The 16117-nt window shown below is 63.9% G+C and carries 17 protein-coding genes; 6 read left to right on the top strand and 11 right to left on the bottom strand.

All coding sequences use genetic code 11. The features are described 5' to 3' along the window. Nucleotides 1-26 precede the first annotated feature (26 nt). Nucleotides 27-1232 carry an NAD-dependent formate dehydrogenase gene (locus EJ075_RS22125; protein ID WP_164547163.1) on the bottom strand — a complete coding sequence of 402 codons (1206 nt, stop codon included), beginning with the start codon at nt 1230-1232 and terminating at the stop codon, nt 27-29. A 264-nt stretch (nt 1233-1496) separates the two neighbouring features. Then, nucleotides 1497-2096 (bottom strand): YdeI/OmpD-associated family protein, encoded by a 600-nt coding sequence (locus EJ075_RS22120; RefSeq protein WP_126105743.1) that lies wholly within the window; start codon nt 2094-2096, stop codon nt 1497-1499. A 287-nt stretch (nt 2097-2383) separates the two neighbouring features. Here EJ075_RS22120 and EJ075_RS22115 point away from each other — a divergent pair, with 287 nt between their 5' ends. After that, nucleotides 2384-3514, top strand: a complete 1131-nt coding sequence (locus EJ075_RS22115; RefSeq protein ID WP_126104210.1) for an IS481 family transposase — start codon at nt 2384-2386, stop codon at nt 3512-3514. A gap of 242 nt (nt 3515-3756) precedes the next feature. Here the strand turns inward: EJ075_RS22115 and EJ075_RS22105 are convergent, their stop codons facing one another. Further along, a complete protein-coding gene (locus tag EJ075_RS22105; protein WP_126105741.1) occupies nt 3757-3954 on the bottom strand; it encodes a 4-oxalocrotonate tautomerase family protein in 198 nt (65 codons plus the stop codon). Between the two features lie 33 nt (nt 3955-3987). Beyond that, nucleotides 3988-4728 carry an SDR family oxidoreductase gene (locus EJ075_RS22100; protein ID WP_126105740.1) on the bottom strand — a complete coding sequence of 247 codons (741 nt, stop codon included), beginning with the start codon at nt 4726-4728 and terminating at the stop codon, nt 3988-3990. Nucleotides 4729-4828: 100 nt separating this feature from the next. Here EJ075_RS22100 and EJ075_RS22095 point away from each other — a divergent pair, with 100 nt between their 5' ends. The 3 genes from EJ075_RS22095 (at nt 4829) to EJ075_RS22080 (ending at nt 7546) form a co-directional block, all read left to right on the top strand. Then, nucleotides 4829-5734 (top strand): LysR family transcriptional regulator, encoded by a 906-nt coding sequence (locus EJ075_RS22095; RefSeq protein ID WP_126105739.1) that lies wholly within the window; start codon nt 4829-4831, stop codon nt 5732-5734. Between the two features lie 358 nt (nt 5735-6092). Then, on the top strand, nt 6093-6704 hold the full coding sequence (locus EJ075_RS22085) for a hypothetical protein (RefSeq protein WP_126105738.1): 612 nt from the start codon (nt 6093-6095) through the stop codon (nt 6702-6704). A 110-nt stretch (nt 6705-6814) separates the two neighbouring features. After that, nucleotides 6815-7546, top strand: coding sequence for an SDR family oxidoreductase (locus EJ075_RS22080; protein WP_126105737.1), 732 nt, complete (start codon nt 6815-6817; stop codon nt 7544-7546). On the opposite strand, the gene EJ075_RS22075 is transcribed toward EJ075_RS22080, so the two are convergent. Both EJ075_RS22075 and EJ075_RS22070 read right to left on the bottom strand, forming a co-directional pair. Then, entirely contained in the window at nt 7497-8438 is a 942-nt protein-coding gene (locus EJ075_RS22075) for a LysR family transcriptional regulator (RefSeq protein WP_126105736.1), read from the bottom strand. The two genes, EJ075_RS22080 and EJ075_RS22075, sit on opposite strands and share 50 nt — an antisense overlap. Nucleotides 8439-8459: 21 nt before the next feature. Then, a complete protein-coding gene (locus EJ075_RS22070; protein WP_126105735.1) occupies nt 8460-9362 on the bottom strand; it encodes a S1C family serine protease in 903 nt (300 codons plus the stop codon). Between the two features lie 276 nt (nt 9363-9638). On the opposite strand from EJ075_RS22070, the gene yghU reads away from it, so the two are divergent. Beyond that, a complete protein-coding gene (yghU, locus tag EJ075_RS22065) occupies nt 9639-10505 on the top strand; it encodes a glutathione-dependent disulfide-bond oxidoreductase (RefSeq protein ID WP_126105734.1) in 867 nt (288 codons plus the stop codon). An 850-nt stretch (nt 10506-11355) separates the two neighbouring features. Then, on the top strand, nt 11356-12096 hold the full coding sequence (locus tag EJ075_RS22055; protein ID WP_126105733.1) for a sulfotransferase family protein: 741 nt from the start codon (nt 11356-11358) through the stop codon (nt 12094-12096). A gap of 41 nt (nt 12097-12137) precedes the next feature. On the opposite strand, the gene EJ075_RS22050 is transcribed toward EJ075_RS22055, so the two are convergent. The 5 genes from EJ075_RS22050 to EJ075_RS22025 form a co-directional block, all read right to left on the bottom strand. After that, complete coding sequence (locus tag EJ075_RS22050; RefSeq protein WP_126105732.1) at nt 12138-13019, bottom strand: DMT family transporter; 882 nt, start codon at nt 13017-13019, stop codon at nt 12138-12140. A 340-nt stretch (nt 13020-13359) separates the two neighbouring features. Continuing rightward, nucleotides 13360-13632 (bottom strand): cell division topological specificity factor MinE, encoded by a 273-nt coding sequence (minE, locus tag EJ075_RS22040; protein WP_095482719.1) that lies wholly within the window; start codon nt 13630-13632, stop codon nt 13360-13362. Beyond that, nucleotides 13629-14444, bottom strand: coding sequence for a septum site-determining protein MinD (minD, locus tag EJ075_RS22035; RefSeq protein ID WP_095482856.1), 816 nt, complete (start codon nt 14442-14444; stop codon nt 13629-13631). Before minD ends, minE begins: the two co-directional genes overlap by 4 nt. Nucleotides 14445-14473: 29 nt before the next feature. Beyond that, entirely contained in the window at nt 14474-15235 is a 762-nt protein-coding gene (minC, locus tag EJ075_RS22030) for a septum site-determining protein MinC (protein WP_126105731.1), read from the bottom strand. A gap of 169 nt (nt 15236-15404) precedes the next feature. Then, a complete protein-coding gene (locus tag EJ075_RS22025) occupies nt 15405-15848 on the bottom strand; it encodes a hypothetical protein (RefSeq protein ID WP_126105730.1) in 444 nt (147 codons plus the stop codon). Nucleotides 15849-16117: the final 269 nt, after the last annotated feature.

Raw genomic sequence — 16117 nt, 5'->3', positions numbered from 1 at the left:
TCCCGCCTGGATCAGGCCTTGTTGGATCACGCCTTGGCCTTGAAGCGCGCCGCCTCTTCCGAGCCGCTTGTGGCGTCGCCCGCGCTATAGGAATGCGCGCCGGCACCGGCCAGCTTGCCGCCATCGACGATCAGGTAGTCCTCGCGGATCGGCCGGCCTTCGAACCAGCACTCCAGGATTTCGCGCGTGCCCGCGGCATAGCGCGCCTGGGCCGAGAGCGACGATCCCGAAATATGCGGCGTCATGCCGTGATGCGGCATCGATCGCCACGGATGGTCCTTGGGGGCCGGCTGCGGGAACCAGACATCGCCGGCATAGCCCGCGAGCTGGCCGCTCTCCAGCGCACGGGCGACGGCGTCGCGATTGCAGATCTTGCCGCGCGCGGTATTCACCAGATAGGCGCCGCGTTTCATCCTGGCGATCATCGCCTCATCAAACAGGTTCTCCGTCTCCGGATGCAGGGGGGCATTGATCGTCACCACGTCGCAGATGCCGACCATGGCTGCGGCGTCCGGGTGGAAGGTGACGCCAAGGTCCTTCTCGACCGCCTCGGGCAGGCGGTGGCGGTCGGTGTAGTGCAGCTTGACGTCGAACGGCCGCAGCCGACGCAGCACCGCGCTGCCGATCCGGCCGGCGCCGACGGTTCCGATCTGCATCCCCTCGACATCGTAGGAGCGCGCCACACAGTCGGCGATATTCCAGCCGCCCTTGATGACCCACTGGTAGGACGGGATATAGTTTCGCACCAGCGCCAGGATCATCATCACCACATGCTCGGACACGCTGATCGAGTTGCAGTAGGTCACCTCGGCGACGGTGATGCCGCGGTCCATCGCGGCCTGCAGATCGACATGGTCGGATCCGATGCCGGCGGTGATCGCAAGCTTGAGTTGGTTTGCCTTGGCTATTCGTTCCTTGGTCAGATAGGCCGGCCAGAACGGCTGCGAGATGACGATTTCGGCATCACCGAGCTCGCGTTCGAACACGCTGTCGGAACCGTCCTTGTCCGAGGTCACGACCAGGCTGTGCCCGGCGCTTTCGAGAAATGGCCTCAGGCCGAGCTCGCCCGACACGCTGCCGAGCAGGACGCCCGGTTCGAAGTCGATGGCCTTCGGCGTGGGAAGCGTCTGGCCGCCGGGATAGCGGTCGAGCTTCGGCAGCCCATCCCGCGCATAGTTTGACGGATAACCGTCGACGGGATCGTCATAGAGGACGCAAACGACCTTTGCCATTTTGATCTCCCTTCGTCCGACAACGAGGAAGACGCTCGATTGTTAAGGCTGCCCGCCAAAAACCAGCGGGCGGCCACTCTGGTTTGTCGGAGGCCAGCAACTCCTGGCGCTTCCTCGGAAAGTTGCGCGCTATTGCGAACTAGATGGAGGAGCCTGACGTGGTTTCAAGGCCAGCGGCAGGCAACAGTGCCGCGTTCATCGTCGGACTTGAGCGTACACCCGATGACGATCCGCAGCGACGGCCACGACGCCGGCCACAAACCCTCATTTCTTCCCTTGTGGGTAGATCGTTTCGCCGCGCTTCAGCATCTCGACAAACGCCGCGATCTTCTTCTTGCGCCCGGCTTCGGTCTTCATGTTGTGGATGCGGAAAGCAAGCGCGAAACGGTTCTGCGCGCTGAGCGTCGCCAGCATCGCCTTGGCCTTGGGCTCGGCGTCGATTGCCGCGTGCAGATCGTCGGGAATCTGCATGTCTTTGCCGCTTCCATAGGCGCGCGCCCAGCGGCCGTCGGCCTTCGCCGCCTCGACCTGTTTCAGCCCATGCTCGGTCATCCGCCCCTCCTCGACCAGTCGGGCGACGTTGTCGACGTTGATCTGGCTCCAGGTGCTCTTCCTGCCGCGCGGCGTGTAGCGCTGCAAATAGCTCTTGTCGTCGAGCCCCTTGCGCACGGCGTCGATCCAGCCCCAGCACAGCACGACATCGATGGCCTGCTTGGGCGTGATCGAAGGCAGACCCGAACCGACCTTGTGAATCTTGATCCAGACTTCGGTTTCCGTGTCGTGGTGCTTGCCGAGCCATGTGTAAAAGCTTTCGGCATCGCTGAATTCGCGCACCTTGGCGGGATCGACCTTGACCGGCGCCATCAGAGGGCTTGCCTTTTTGCATGAGTAACGCCGAACGCTCGCCGATCGGATGTCCATGCCCCATTCATTCTCAAACCTCCGGTGCCATCATCTCGTTTGGATGAAGCAGCAGCGGGGAAGCGTCAACAGAAGGCTGAGGCTGCTTTTGTGCAAGTCGCGTTCCCTCCCACCCCCTCTGTCCTGCCGGACATCTCCCCCGCAAGGGGGTGTTTGGACCGGGGACATCGCGAACAGGTGTGCGAGGACATCGCGAACAGTTTGGCGCGCTTTGCGCTGGGGGGTTCGAGATGCCATTCGAGGACACGAGCGTGCTGAAACGGAAGCTGGAGTTTGTGCGGCTGGCTGCGGCGGAAGGAGCGAATATGAGCGCGTTGTGCCGACGCTTCGGGATCGGCCGGACATGCGCTTACAAGTTGCTCGCGCGTTGGCGGGCTATTGGCGAGGCCGGGCTTTTGGAGCGTTCGCGCCGGCCGCAGTCGAGCCCGACGCGCAGCGCACACGAGATCGAGGCGGCAGCGCTTTCGGTGCGCACGACGCATCCGGCCTGGGGCGGGCGCAAGATCGCCCGGGTGCTGGCGCGCCAGGGGCTGGGCAATCCGGCCGCCTCGACGGTGACTGGCATCCTGCGCCGCAACGGCGTCGAGTTGGGTGCGCTGGGTGGCGGCGCCAAAGCGTTCATCCGCTTCGAGCACGCCGCTCCCAACGACCTGTGGCAGATGGACTTCAAGGGCCATGTGCCGTTGCGCGCCGGGCGGCTGCACCCGTTGACCGTGCTCGACGATCATTCGCGCTTCTCGCTGGTGCTGGAAGCTTGCCCCGACCAAACCACCGAAACTGTCAAAACCCGCCTGATCGCCGCCTTCCGGCGCTACGGCCTGCCGTGGCGCATCGCCACCGACAACGGCCCGCCCTGGGGCGACGGCGGCCGCAACAACTTCACCATGCTCGGCGTCTGGCTGATCGAGAACGGCATAACGATCGGCCATTCCAGACCCTGCCACCCACAGACGCTGGGCAAGGAGGAGCGCTTCCACCGCACGCTCAAGGCCGAGGCGCTGCAGGGGCCGCCCTTCGACAGCCTGCAGGCGGCACAGCGCGCCTTCGATGCCTGGCGTCACATCTACAACGCCGAGCGGCCGCACCAGGCCATTGCGGACGCTGTGCCGCTCGACCGCTATCGGGCTTCGGCGCGCGACTTCGCCGATGCCGTCCAGCCATTCGAATACGCGCCCGGCGACCAGGTCCGCAGAATCCAGCAGAAGGGCACAACTTCGCTGTTCGGACACGCCGTCAAGATCTGCAAGGCGTTTGCCGGCAAGGCCGTCGCCTTCCGCCCTACCGAAACCGACGGCGTCTTCGACGCCTACTTCCGTCATCAGAAAATCCAAACCATCGACCTCAACGCAAGCCAACGATAAGATGGGAAACTGTTCGCGATGTCCTCGCACACTTGTTCGCGATGTCCCCGGTCCAAACAGGGGGGAGATCGGCAGCTTTGATCCTACCACACACCCTGCAACGTCGGAGATTGGCGAAAGCTGTAACGACATCCAATCTCCCCCTTGCGGGGGAGATGTCCGGCAGGACAGAGGGGGGCTGTCCCTCGGCCGTCGACACTATCCAACAACACCTCCTTTGCGCTTGGCGGGTCAGGCCGCCCCTAATCCCCGGGAATCGTGAACACCTCGTCGGCGCGGCCGTAGCCGCCATCGGCGACCTCCTCGATCAGCACCATCGTGTAGGGGCGCACGCCTTCGCCGAACATCTCGACGAAAAGGGCTGTGGTCTTGTGGACGAGGTCCTCCTTCTGCCCGGCGGACAGAGCGCGCTCCGGCACCTTGAAGTTTGCAAACGGCATGATGTCAATTCCCTGTGGTTGTTGCGGAAAAAATCAGACTGTGCCGCCATTGGCGCGCAGCACCTGGCCGTTGACCCAGCCGCCGTCCGGACCGGCGAGGAACGACACGACGCCGGCGATGTCGGCGGGCTGGCCGAGCCGACCGAGCGGGATCATCTTGGTGATCGTCTCGACCAGCGCCTCGGACTTGCCGTCGAGGAACAGCTCGGTCGCCACCGGCCCCGGCGCCACGACATTGACGGTGATGCCGCGCGTCCCAAGCTCCTTAGCCAGCACATGCGTCATCGCCTCGACGCCGGCCTTGGTCGCGGCATAGACGCCGTAGCTCGGCTGGTAGAGCCCGACGACGCTGGACGAGAAGCTGATGATGCGGCCGCCGTCGCGAAGCCGCCTGGCGCCTTCGCGCATGCCGCGAAACACGCCGCCGAGGTTCACCGCGATCTGCCGGTCGAAATCCGCGTCGTCCATCCCAGCGAGCGGCGTAAGTTTCATGATCCCGGCATTGTTGACCAGCACGTCGAGCCCGCCGAAGGCCTGCTCGCCAGCGTCGAACAAACGCGCCACGCCCTTGGGATCGCCGACATCGGCCTGGACGGCGATTGCCACGCCGCCCGCCGCCTCGATCTCGCGCACCACGCTGTCGGCGGCTTCAGCGCCTCTGGCGTAATTGACGACGACCGAAAAGCCGTCGAGCGCCAGCCGCCTGGCGATTTCGGCACCGATTCCCTTCGAGGCGCCGGTCACCAGCGCCGCTCTTCCATTTTGTGTAGCCATGTCAGATCTCCAATTCTTGTGGACTGAAGGTAGGTGATAAATTTGCCGGGATAATTGCTCGGGTCTTGCCAACACCATTCGGATGTGGCGAACAATAGCGATGGACAGTCTCGACCGGATGCGCCTTCTATCTCGTGTGATCGAGCGCGGCAGCTTCACCGCGGCGGCGGCCGATCTCTCGATGTCGCGATCGACCGCCACCGAGGCGATCAAGGAGCTGGAGGCGCGGCTAGGCGTCAGGCTTCTCGAGCGCACCACACGCCACGTCGCCCCTACCCTCGACGGCCAGGCCTATTACCAGCGCTGCCTCGCCATCCTGGCCGATATTGAGGATGCCGAGGCCGGCTTCCAGGCGGCGCAGCCGCAAGGGTTGCTCAGGATCGACGTGCACGGCTTCATGGCCCGTCATTTCATCCTGCCGCGGCTCGCCGAATTCCTCGATCGTTATCCCCGGATCGACCTGCATATCGGCGACGGCGACCGGCTGGTCGACCTGGTGCGCGAAGGCGTCGATTGCGTGCTGCGCTCCGGCGAACAGGCCGACAGCGGCATGATCGTGCGGAGAGTGGCGACGCTGCGCGAAGTCACCTGCGCCAGTCCGGTCTACCTGGAGAGGCACGGCGTGCCGGCCACACCCGACGATCTCGGAGGCCATGCGATGGTCGGCTTCCGCTCGTCGCGGACCGGCGAGGTGATGCCGCTCGAATTCACCGTCGCGGGCGAGCTGCGCACCGTCACGCTTCCGAGCCGGGTGACGGTCAACGGCTCCGACACGATGGCGGAACTCGCCCGCCTCGGCTTCGGCCTCGTGCAAGCGCCGCACTACCGCTTCGCGCAGGATTTCGCGCGCGGCACGCTGGTCGAGGTGCTGCCGGACTATCCGCCGTCGCCGACGCCGCTGTCGGCGCTCTACCCGCAAAACCGCCAGCTCGCGCCGCGCGTGCGGGTGTTCATCGACTGGGTGATCGGGATTTTTGGCGAGGATGGGAAATCGGGCCAGGCGTGATCGTGCCGGGGCCGCCGGCTACTTTTGCGCAGGGGCCGCGTTCCTTCGCGCCCCTCCTCTGTCCTGCCGGACATCTCCCCCACTTGGAGATTGGCAGCCTCACCGTCCCGCCCGCCTTCCAGCGCTGGTGATTGGCGAAAGCCGAAGTGACAGCCAATCTCCCTCCTTGTGGGGGAGATGTCCGGCAGGACAGAGGGGGCGCTGTCCCGCCGACGTCGCTGACGCCCGTCTCCCCACGCATCACGCGTCCCTCGGCGCCCATGGCGGTTCTTCCCATCGTGATGTAGTAATCTTGTGTCCAGAACCGGCCATGGCCCGGCTCTGGAAACGGCGGGCTTCAATTGGGGGATATGTTGCCATGCGAGCGATGCTGTTCGGCCTGATGCTGTTGCTGCCGACCATGGCCCTGGCGGAACCGATCGAAACCCAGAAGATCATCACCGCGCTGACCGGCGACTGGAACGGCGACGGCGCCGTCGATCTGGTGATGATCGTCGAGACCAAGCCCGGCGACCCGATGGACATGTATTTCTTCCTTAGGGACCGCGAGGCCAATTTTCTCAAACCTGCCGGCATCGTGCGTGAGCAGATCTACGGAGAGTGGAACGGTTACGACCGGCCGGGCTACGGGGCTTCCGACACCGAGCCGGAGCTGTCCACGCTGCCCAACGGCTCGATCAACCTATACCTGCCGGCAATGCCGGTCGGCAGCAAACGGACCAACACGACGCTGACGCTCGCTTACCGCAATGACGCCTTCATCGTCGCCGGCTTTGCCTATGACTATCACGATTATCTTGAGGACAATGTCGCAAGCGACTGCGACTACAACGTTTTGACCGGCAAGGGCAAAAGCAGCAAGATGCAGCCCGATGGCACCACAAAGCAGAAGACCGTGGCGGTGGAAGGCAAGGTCATTGCCTTTTCGGAGTGGAGCCCCGGAATAGGCTTCAGCGCCTGCGGCGAGTGAGGCACGCCGCACCATCGGATTTTCCGATAGCACTATCGTTTTCTTCCGTTTCCGCTTCGAGCCCAGACCTGCGACTTCCCTGACCAAGTGATCGTCTGTGGAAGCGAAGGATGGCGGATATGGCAAACAGGAAAGTTCTGGTCGTCGGCGGCAGTTCGGGGATGGGTCTGGCGCTGGCAAGGCAGAGTCTCGAGGCTGGCGCCGAGGTTGTCATTGCCGGGCGCAACGAGGACAGGCTGAAGCGCGCCCGCGAGCAACTGGGCAACCCCGCCGCGCTGGACACGGTCGCGGTCGACATCACCCGGGAGGATCAGGTCGCCGCTTTGTTCAGGCGGATCGGCCGGCTCGACCATATCGTCAGCACAGCAGCCGATATCGAAGGCGCCTATGAGCTGTTGCCTGCGCTCGAGCTGAAGGCGGCGCAGAGGGTGGTGGAAAGCAAATTCTATGGGCCGCTGCTGCTGGCCAAACATGGCGCGCCGATGCTTTCGGCCACGGGCTCGATCACCTTCACATCAGGCATCGCGGCCTATCGGCCGGCGGCGCGGGGCTCGGTCGTCGCCGCGGTCAATGCGGCGCTGGAGGGGCTCGTGCGGGCGCTCGCCATCGAGCTGGCGCCCATCCGCGTCAACGCGGTCTCGCCGGGCTGGGTCGACACGCCGATCTGGACCTTCGTTGCCGGTGACAAGAAGGACGACACGCTGAACGCGATGGCAGAAAGGCTGCCGGTTGGACGGGTCGGACAACCCGACGACATCGCCGACGCTATTTGCTTCTTGATGGGCAACGCTTTCACGACAGGGACGACACTGCATGTCGAGGGCGGGCATCGGCTGGTATAGCCGGCGCGAAATTGTCGCCCGCGGCCGCCAGCAGCAGTTTCAAGGCTGGCGGCTGCACCCGCCTGCGGCGCCAGATCATGGCAATCGACGCCGTGCGGACCGGGCCCGGCCAGGGCATTTCGATGACCTCGCCACGATCGAGCGCCGCGACCACGGCCAGGCGCGGCACCAGACCAAGGCCGGCCCCAGCCGCCACCAGGCGCGCGATCGTGCCGATGCTGCCGACTTCGGCGGCAAGCCTCGGCGATGCAAGGCCTGCCTCGGCAAAAGCCTTGTCGAACAGGTGCCGATAGATGCATCCAGCTTCGGTGACGACGAAGCTCATTTTGCCGAGCGCCGTCAGATCGCCTCTCATCGCTGCCCCCTCAGGAGGAACGACAAGGATCAATGGTTCCGCCGATAGCGTCCGTCTGGCGAGGCGTTCGTCGACCTTCTCGAAACCGTCCCTGTCGAAGCAGAAGGCGACGTCGATCTCGCCATCTTCCAGCTTGCGCACGAGATCACCGCTGCCCGCGACCTTCAGCCGAAGATCGACGTCGGGATGGGCGGCCTGGAAATCCGGGAGCCATTGCGCCAGCTTCGCCGAGGCGATCGTCTCCAGCGCGCCGATCGTCACCGATCCGGCGGCGTGTCCGGCGGTCACGTCCACGGCCGCCCGTGCCTGTTCGATCAGCATCAGAATGTCCACGGCATAGGATTTCAGCGTGACGCCCGCCGGCGTCAGTTGCAGGCCCTGCTTCGACCGCGTGAACAGGGCCGTGCCAAGCTCGGCTTCAAGCGTCTGGATCTGATCGCTCACGCTCGATTGCGCGAGGCGGATCTCCTCCGCGGCGCGCGTGATGTTTCGGCACCGCGCAACCGCGAGGAACGTCTTGAGCAGTCTTGGATGCATCAGTGACCCGTATTGACTGCTTCACTGCAGCTGCGGTTTTTTGAGAAAGCTGTTGCGGTCGGCCGACTTGACGCGCAGCCAGGTTTCGCGGCCGTCGCGCACCACCCGCAACGGGATCTCGGCGCCTGCCGGATTCTGCCATAGCTTGCGGTAGAAATCGGCGAGCCCATCGACTTCGCCGTCGCGCACATCCGAGATGATGTCGCCCTGGCGCAGGCCGGCTTCGGCGGCCGGGCTGCCTTCGGCGACGCTCATCACCACGACCTCGCCATTGCTTTCGGCGGAGAAGGCGCCAAGCCAGGGGCGCGGTGGCTTGGCAACTTGGCCGCGTGTCAGGAGATCGTCGAGGATGGGCGGCAGAAGGTCGATCGGCACCACCATGTTGATATCGGCGATCTCGCCGGCGCGGCTCATTTGCAGCCGCAGCGAACCGATGCCGAGCAGTCTGCCGTCCTGCCCGATGAGTGCCGCACCTCCCCATGACGGATGGGCGGGCGCGGTGAAGATCGCCTCGTCCAGGAGGTACTCCCAATAGCCGGCGAATTCCTGCTTGGTGACGATGTGCGCGCTGACCGACTGGCCGATGCCGTCGGCCAGCACGACGGGATCGCCGGCCATCGCCTTGGCCGCATCGCCGAAAGCCACCGCGGGCAGGCCGAGCGGGGCCAGCGCCTGCACCAAGCCGAAGCCCGATTCCTGGTCGTAGGCGAGCGCGTGCGCGGGAACCACGCGCCCGTTATGATCGGTCAGCCAGACTTCTTCCGCCTCGGTGATGAGATAGCCGATGGTGAGCACCAGACCGTCGTCGCGAATGACCACGCCGCTGCCCTCCCGGCTCGTGCCCAGCGCATTCGCGGTGAAGGCGTCGTCGGGGATCGAGGCGCGCACCGCCACGATGGACCGCAAAATCGTATCGATGGTCATGCTCTCAATCCCGGCAATATTCATGGCGGCCGCCAAAGGCCCGATATCCTCTATAGGTATGGCGCACGTGACGAGGCGCAAGGGCATCCGTGATCCCTTCTCCCGCAGCTGCGGGAGAAGGAGGACGTGCGGCATCGACGATAGTTCAACACAAGTTGAACTATCCGCAGCCCGCACTATCTGTACCCTGCGTTGAGCTGAACCCTGTCCTATCCAACCTCCCGCTTCTACCGCGCTAGTGATCTTCCCAAGCCCTCCCAACAAAGGCCTCCCGAGATGAACCAATACACACCGCCGAAAGTATGGACCTGGAACAAGGAAAATGGCGGCGCCTTCGCCAGCATCAACCGGCCGATCGCCGGCCCGACGCATGACAAGGAGCTGCCGGTCGGCAAGCATCCGCTGCAGCTCTATTCGCTGGCGACACCGAATGGCGTCAAGGTGACGATCATGCTGGAGGAGCTCCTGGCGCTCGGCCACAAAAGCGCCGAATATGACGCCTGGCTGATCAGGATTAACGACGGCGACCAGTTCGGCAGCGGCTTCGTCGAGGTCAATCCCAACTCAAAAATCCCGGCGCTGATGGACCGCAGCGGGCCAAAGCCGATCCGCGTCTTCGAATCCGGCTCGATCCTGGTGCATCTGGCCGAAAAATTCGGCGAATTCCTGCCGACCGAGCAGCCGGCGCGCGCCGAAACCCTGTCATGGCTGTTCTGGCAGATGGGCTCGGCGCCCTATCTCGGCGGCGGCTTCGGCCATTTCTACGCCTATGCGCCGGAAAAGATCGAATATGCCATCGACCGCTTCGCCATGGAGACCAAGCGCCAGATGGACGTGCTCGACCGGCGCCTCGCTGAAAGCGAATATCTCGGCGGCGATGACTACACGATTGCCGATATAGCCGTGTGGCCCTGGTATGGCGGGCTGGCCAAGGGCCGCATGTACAATGACGCCGGCGAGTTCCTGTCGGTCGCGGAATACAGACACGTGCAGCGCTGGGCCAACGCGATCGACGCGCGGCCGGCTGTGCAGCGCGGCCGCATGGTCAACCGCGCCTTCGGCGAGCCGGCGATGCAGCTGCACGAGCGCCACGACGCCAGCGATTTCGACACCAACACGCAGGACAAGCTGGCGGCGGAGTGAGCAGAGCGACGGAGCTGAGCGGATGACGCGCCGATCTCCCCGGGGGAGATCGGCAGCTTCAACCCGCCACGTCTCGACGGCGGATCAGGATTGCACAAGCCGCAGGCAGGCTTCCGCGCTGCCCAATCCCAGGCATATGTATTCGGAAATATATACTGATTGACTAAAGTAACGGAACGTCCAATGCACATTCCCAGAACCGAACAAGTCCGCTTTCAAAAGGCTTAGACCATAATGTCTATTTCGGGAACATCATGATCTAAGCATATAGATATTCAGCCGGATTGGCGTCGAATCTCGACACGTCGTAAAACCGGATACCGTCTCGATGGTCCAGCACTCACGGGTCGCGGATCACCTGTGTGTCTTTCGCCCGGTTCTATAGATCAGCCGGACGACGAACACAAAATATCCAACCTGCAAAACGATCAGGGTCAGGACTGTCCAGCCCAGCGCCTTCCAGATTGAACCGGTTGCCAAAAAAGTCGAGAGCGCCACGACGAGTGACGCAGTGGTCATCCCCACCAGGAACTGTGGAAAATTCATTGCTTTTCAAGGCCGTCCCGGGCTTGCAACAGCCGCGACGACCCCCCTTGCCCATTTACCCCAGACCAACGTTTTCACCCTTTCAATGGTTGCGCAAGTGGCAAATGGAACAGAAGTGTGCACATATTTAACGCAATCTTTGGTTGAGGCTCTACCTTGGCTATCGCTGGTCCATTCAAAAAGAGACGACCTGTAACGGGAGGACATGATGGAAATTTGTTGCGCGCCGGACACTCCGGGCGCAACGTAGGCCCTACGGACTGACATAAAATAAGAATATCAGTCCATGGGAGGGATGGGGAACATGGCGCTCAAGGTAATCGGCGCGGGATTCGGACGCACGGGCACATGGTCGACCTTTGCCGCGCTGAACAGGCTCGGCTTTCCCTGCTATCACATGCAGGAAGTGATCCTCAACAAGGCCAACAAGGGCCACCTCGCCTTCTGGCGCAAGGTGGCGAACAGCAAGCCCGGCACGCCGCACGACTGGGACCGAGCGTTTGCCAACTACACGGCGACGGTCGACAATCCCGGCTGCTGCGTGTGGCGGGAATTGTTGGCCGCCTATCCCGATGCCAAGGTGCTGCTGACGCTTCACCCGCGCGGCGCCGAAGGCTGGTACGACAGTACGATCGATACGATCTACTTCACCGAAAATCTCTGGCAGTTCAAGATTTTGGAGTGGCTGACGCCGTTCGGCCGGAAATTCGGCGACATGTCGCGCAAGCTGATCTGGGGTCGCGTGCTGGCCGGCGTGATGAACGACCGCGAGCGGGCAATCGCGCGCTACAACGCCTACACCGAGGAGGTGAAGGCCGCAGTGCCGCCGGAAAAACTTCTGGTGTTCACGGTGACCGAAGGCTGGGGGCCGCTGTGCCGCTTTCTCGGCGTGGCGGAACCGCAGGAGCCGTTCCCGAACCTCAATGACCGCGAAAGCGTCAAGAAGGTGATCCGCGACGTCATCAAGGGATCGTATATGATGCTCGGTCTGTCGATCGCGGGGATGGTGGCGGTGCTGGCTGGGCTTTGGTGGTGGCTGGGATAGACAGGCAGCAACCGTGCTGTCCGATCACCGGCCAATCGGCCCTATTCGGGCGAAGGCACCGGCGGCTTGTTCGTCATGGTGGCGCCGAAGGCAGCGGCTATGACGGCGGCTACCCCCAGGCATTGCAGTCCGGTCAGGATCTCGTGCAGGAACAGGAACCCCGCCAGCGCGCCCAGCGCCGGCTCCAGGCAGGTCAGCGTGCCGTAGAGCCTGGCGGGCATCCTGGTCAGCGCCACCATCTCCAGCCAGAACGGCAGGGCGCTGGAAAACAGCCCGACCAGCAGGGCGCCGGCCAGGATCGACGGCGCGACCAGCGCCGGCCCCGCCTCGGCCACGCCGAACGGCAGCGCAAGCACCGCGGCGATTGCCAGGCCGTAAGCCGTGGTCTGGCCGCCAAGTTCCGCGCCCGCCTTCTGCGCGAACACGATGTAGAGTGCCCAGAAGCCGCCGGCCGCCAGCGCCAGCATCACGCCGGTCGGATCGAGCGCCTGGCGCGAATGGACGAGGGGCGACAGCAGCACGATGCCGGCGACGGCAAGCGCCACCCAGGCGAAGTCGCTGCCGCGCCGCGACGATAGCGTCGCGACCAGAAGCGGGCCGGTAAATTCGAGCGCCACCGCGATGCCGAGCGGGATCGTCTTGAGCGCCGCATAGAACAAAAGATTGAGCGCGGCGAGCGTCACCCCATAGGCGATCAGCCACGGCCAGACGGCTTTGGACGGCCGCACCCGCCAGGGCCGCAGCACCGCTGCCAACATCAGCGCGCCGACGACCAGCCGCAGCGCCGTCGTGCCCTGCGCGCCGACCAGCGGAAACAGGCCCTTGGCGAATGCCGCGCCGATCTGAATCGACACCATGGCGCCGAGCAGCGCGGCGATGGGCAGGGGTGCAGAAACAGGTTTGATAACCGGCATCGACGTCACGGTGGTTGGTCCTCCCCTGCCGCCGGGCTATGCGCGACGGCATGCGGCGGAGATAGGACCAATGGGCTTGCCTGTCGTGAGGCAGCGAGGGGTGGTTGGGTGGGGCAAGCAAAGACTCTGATAGACGCTGCCGGGACAGCGCCCCCCTCTGTCCTACCGGACATCTCCCCCTCAAGGGGGGAGATTGCGCGCTCAGCCGCTTTCGCCAATCTCAAGCGTTGCAGAGGTGAGCGGAGCGCTGAGGCTGCTGATCTCCCCCTTGAGGGGGAGATGTCCGGCAGGACAGAGGGGGGTACTGTCCCGCCGGCGTCAAAAATTACTACAGGCGCAACACTGCCGCTCAGGCCGACATCGCCAATGGCCTTGCGCTCTTGTTGGGAATCTGGATGTCGATATCCAGCGTCGACATCGTCTCGCCGCGCTCCATCGAGACCTGCAGATAATCCTGGTCGATCTGCACATGCCTGGCGATGACGGCCATGATCTCCTCGCGCAAGATGGAGACGAGATCGGGCTGGCTGCGGCTGCGGCGCTCATAGGCGAGCAGCACCTGCAGCCGCTCGCGCGCCACCGGCGCGCTGCCGCGCCGCTTGAAAAGGTCCAACAGGTTCATGCTGCCCTCCTTCCAAAAAGTCGGTCGAGAAAGCCCTTGCGCTCGAACGGCACGACGACCGGCAGCTCCTCGCCTTCGAGCCGTTTGGCCGCCTCGATATAGGCGCGGGCGGCGGAATTGGTGGGATCGCTGAGCGTCACCGGCGAACCGAGGTTGGAGGCCCTGAGCACGTCCTGGCTCTCGGGAATGATGCCCAGCAGCGGCGTCGACAGGATCTCCAGAACGTCGTCGATCGAGAGCATTTCGCCGCGCGCCGCGCGGGCGGCATCATACCGCGTCACCAGCACATGCTTGGCGATCTGCTCGCCCCGCTCGGCCTTGACGGTTCTGGCATCGAGCAGGCCGATGATGCGATCGGAATCGCGCACCGAGCTGACTTCCGGGTTGGTGACGATGACCGCCTCGTCGGCAAAGCGCATGGCAAGCTGCGCGCCGCGCTCGATGCCGGCCGGGCTGTCGCAGAAGACATAGTCGAACACCGAGCGCAGCTTGTCGATCACCTCGCCCACGCCCTCCTCGGTCAGCGCATCCTTGTCGCGCGTCTGCGAGGCCGGCAGCAGGAACAGCGTCTCGACCCGCTTGTCGCGGATCAGCGCCTGCGAGAGCTTGGCCGTTCCCTGGATGACGTTGACCAGGTCGAACACCACCCGCCGCTCGGCGCCCATGATCAGGTCGAGATTCCTCAAGCCGACGTCGAAGTCGACCAGGGCCACCTTCTTGCCGGTTCTCGCGACCGCGGCACCAAGGGCGGCCGTCGAGGTCGTCTTGCCGACGCCCCCTTTGCCTGAGGTGACCACCACTACCTTGCCCATATATGCCTCCATTATTGTTGTTGGGATCGTCAGTTGAACGGCGCGATGCGCAGCGTGTCTTTTTCGAGAAAGGCCTGGACCGCTTTGCCGCGCAAGGACGGCTCCATCTCCTCGGCGGTGCAATACCAGCCGTCGACCGACAGCAGCTCGGCCTCGTTTTTGCGGCAGAAGATGCGCGCCGCCGAATGGCCGAGCACACCGGCCGACGCGCGCCCGCGCAGCGTGCCGTAGACATGGATGGAACCGGCGGCGACGATCTCCGAACCGGAGGCGACGGAGCCCAGCACGATGACATCGCCATGCGCATGAAAGACCGACTGGCCCGAGCGGATCGGCGTCTTGACCATAAGCGTGGCCGGCGCTTCCGGCTGCCTGTCTTCTGGCTGCTTGCCCTGTTCCGGCCTGCCTTCTTCCGCCCTGCCAATCTCTTCCGGCCTGCCCTTGCTGTCGGCCTGCATGAGCAGCCCGGCGGTGGCCTCCTTGGCGCCGATCAGCACTGGCGGCAGATTGGACTCGAGTGCGGTGTTGCCGTCGAGCTCGATGGCATAGATGCGGATGCCGCGCAGGCCAAGCTCAGCAACCAGCGCTTCGATCTGTCTGACCTCGGGCTTCAACGTGTTGAGATTAAGCACCACCGGCCGGCCGACAAAATAGCCCGGCGAGTTGCCGATCCAGCGATCAAGGCTCTCCAGCCACTCCGAAAGCGGCGCCTCCGGCGTCAGCGTGAAGGCGACGAACGAGCGGGCGCGAAAGCGAATGGATTTGGTCTCGACGGGGGCGGCGAAGGTCACGGACAGCGATTCCTTACTGATAGGTAAACGCTAGCCAGCCATGGTTAACGAAAGGTTAACGGAGGGGGTGTTTGCGGCATCTGGAAAGCTGTTACTGACAGACTTGGCGGTGTCAGCAGCCTTGCGGACAGCGCTGGAAATTGCCTGCCCTTCCTCGACACCTTGCTGGCTAAGTGTCCTTAGCTGCCTCCTCGATCAGTTCCGCTAGCAAGCTAGAGAACCGCTCGTCAGTCCTATCCCCTATGTTTCCCACTTCTCTCGCCACGATCCCGGGCGAAGAGACTGACACTTCCCCACTCAGATGAACGTCTACCGTGAACGTCCTTCTGACTACCTCCTCCCCCTCAATTCCCCGCTTCCTGTAGACTTGGAACCGAATAGACGGTGTTGACGCTTTGGCTTGGCGGCCTGGCGCGGTGTCAATGTCGACGGTCACCTCGCCCGTCACGTCGGCTTGGGCCGCCTGCAACGACGCAACCACGACGTCGTTTAGCCAGGCCCTGGCTTGTGCGCCGAAGTCCACCCCCTCGGCCTTCTCATTGCCGACCTTCCCCTCTTGCTCACGGCGGGCTTCCTTCCCGCGATCAAGGGCTTCTTTGAACTTTGACATCATGGTTTGCCTCCGATTGTGAGCGCATGAGACCGGCCGTCACATCCGCCATGCTCCTCTAATGGGTAAACGCGCGGAATCGGCGTGCGTTGCGTGAGCGGAGCCCGTGGTTCGCCGCTGCGCACGGTAGTCTTCTTCCGGCGCGGTCGATCGCCGGTGTGGCGGCGGTGATCGCGGCGCTGTCGTGGTGGCTGGGATAGCGTGTCAGCAGCCGAGCGACAGCGCTGGAAATTGCCTGCCCTTTCCCACAAGATGCCTGGACATCCCTGAGG

This window comes from Mesorhizobium sp. M6A.T.Cr.TU.016.01.1.1 (assembly GCF_003952585.1).
Classification (GTDB): Bacteria; Pseudomonadota; Alphaproteobacteria; order Rhizobiales; family Rhizobiaceae; genus Mesorhizobium; species Mesorhizobium mediterraneum.
The sequence above is the reverse complement of the archived record's forward strand: the minus strand, read 5'-3'. Positions and strand labels throughout refer to the sequence as shown.

What these genes read in the sequence shown, in the direction of transcription:
- EJ075_RS22125 (WP_164547163.1), bottom strand. Translation starts at nt 1,232, where the DNA reads ATGGCAAAGGTCGTTTGCGTCCTCTATGACGATCCCGTCGACGGTTAT.
- EJ075_RS22120 (WP_126105743.1), bottom strand. Translation starts at nt 2,096, where the DNA reads ATGGCGCCGGTCAAGGTCGATCCCGCCAAGGTGCGCGAATTCAGCGAT.
- EJ075_RS22115 (WP_126104210.1), top strand. Translation starts at nt 2,384, where the DNA reads ATGCCATTCGAGGACACGAGCGTGCTGAAACGGAAGCTGGAGTTTGTG.
- EJ075_RS22105 (WP_126105741.1), bottom strand. Translation starts at nt 3,954, where the DNA reads ATGCCGTTTGCAAACTTCAAGGTGCCGGAGCGCGCTCTGTCCGCCGGG.
- EJ075_RS22100 (WP_126105740.1), bottom strand. Translation starts at nt 4,728, where the DNA reads ATGGCTACACAAAATGGAAGAGCGGCGCTGGTGACCGGCGCCTCGAAG.
- EJ075_RS22095 (WP_126105739.1), top strand. Translation starts at nt 4,829, where the DNA reads ATGGACAGTCTCGACCGGATGCGCCTTCTATCTCGTGTGATCGAGCGC.
- EJ075_RS22085 (WP_126105738.1), top strand. Translation starts at nt 6,093, where the DNA reads ATGCGAGCGATGCTGTTCGGCCTGATGCTGTTGCTGCCGACCATGGCC.
- EJ075_RS22080 (WP_126105737.1), top strand. Translation starts at nt 6,815, where the DNA reads ATGGCGGATATGGCAAACAGGAAAGTTCTGGTCGTCGGCGGCAGTTCG.
- EJ075_RS22075 (WP_126105736.1), bottom strand. Translation starts at nt 8,438, where the DNA reads ATGCATCCAAGACTGCTCAAGACGTTCCTCGCGGTTGCGCGGTGCCGA.
- EJ075_RS22070 (WP_126105735.1), bottom strand. Translation starts at nt 9,362, where the DNA reads ATGACCATCGATACGATTTTGCGGTCCATCGTGGCGGTGCGCGCCTCG.
- yghU (WP_126105734.1), top strand. Translation starts at nt 9,639, where the DNA reads ATGAACCAATACACACCGCCGAAAGTATGGACCTGGAACAAGGAAAAT.
- EJ075_RS22055 (WP_126105733.1), top strand. Translation starts at nt 11,356, where the DNA reads ATGGCGCTCAAGGTAATCGGCGCGGGATTCGGACGCACGGGCACATGG.
- minE (WP_095482719.1), bottom strand. Translation starts at nt 13,632, where the DNA reads ATGAACCTGTTGGACCTTTTCAAGCGGCGCGGCAGCGCGCCGGTGGCG.
- minD (WP_095482856.1), bottom strand. Translation starts at nt 14,444, where the DNA reads ATGGGCAAGGTAGTGGTGGTCACCTCAGGCAAAGGGGGCGTCGGCAAG.
- EJ075_RS22025 (WP_126105730.1), bottom strand. Translation starts at nt 15,848, where the DNA reads ATGATGTCAAAGTTCAAAGAAGCCCTTGATCGCGGGAAGGAAGCCCGC.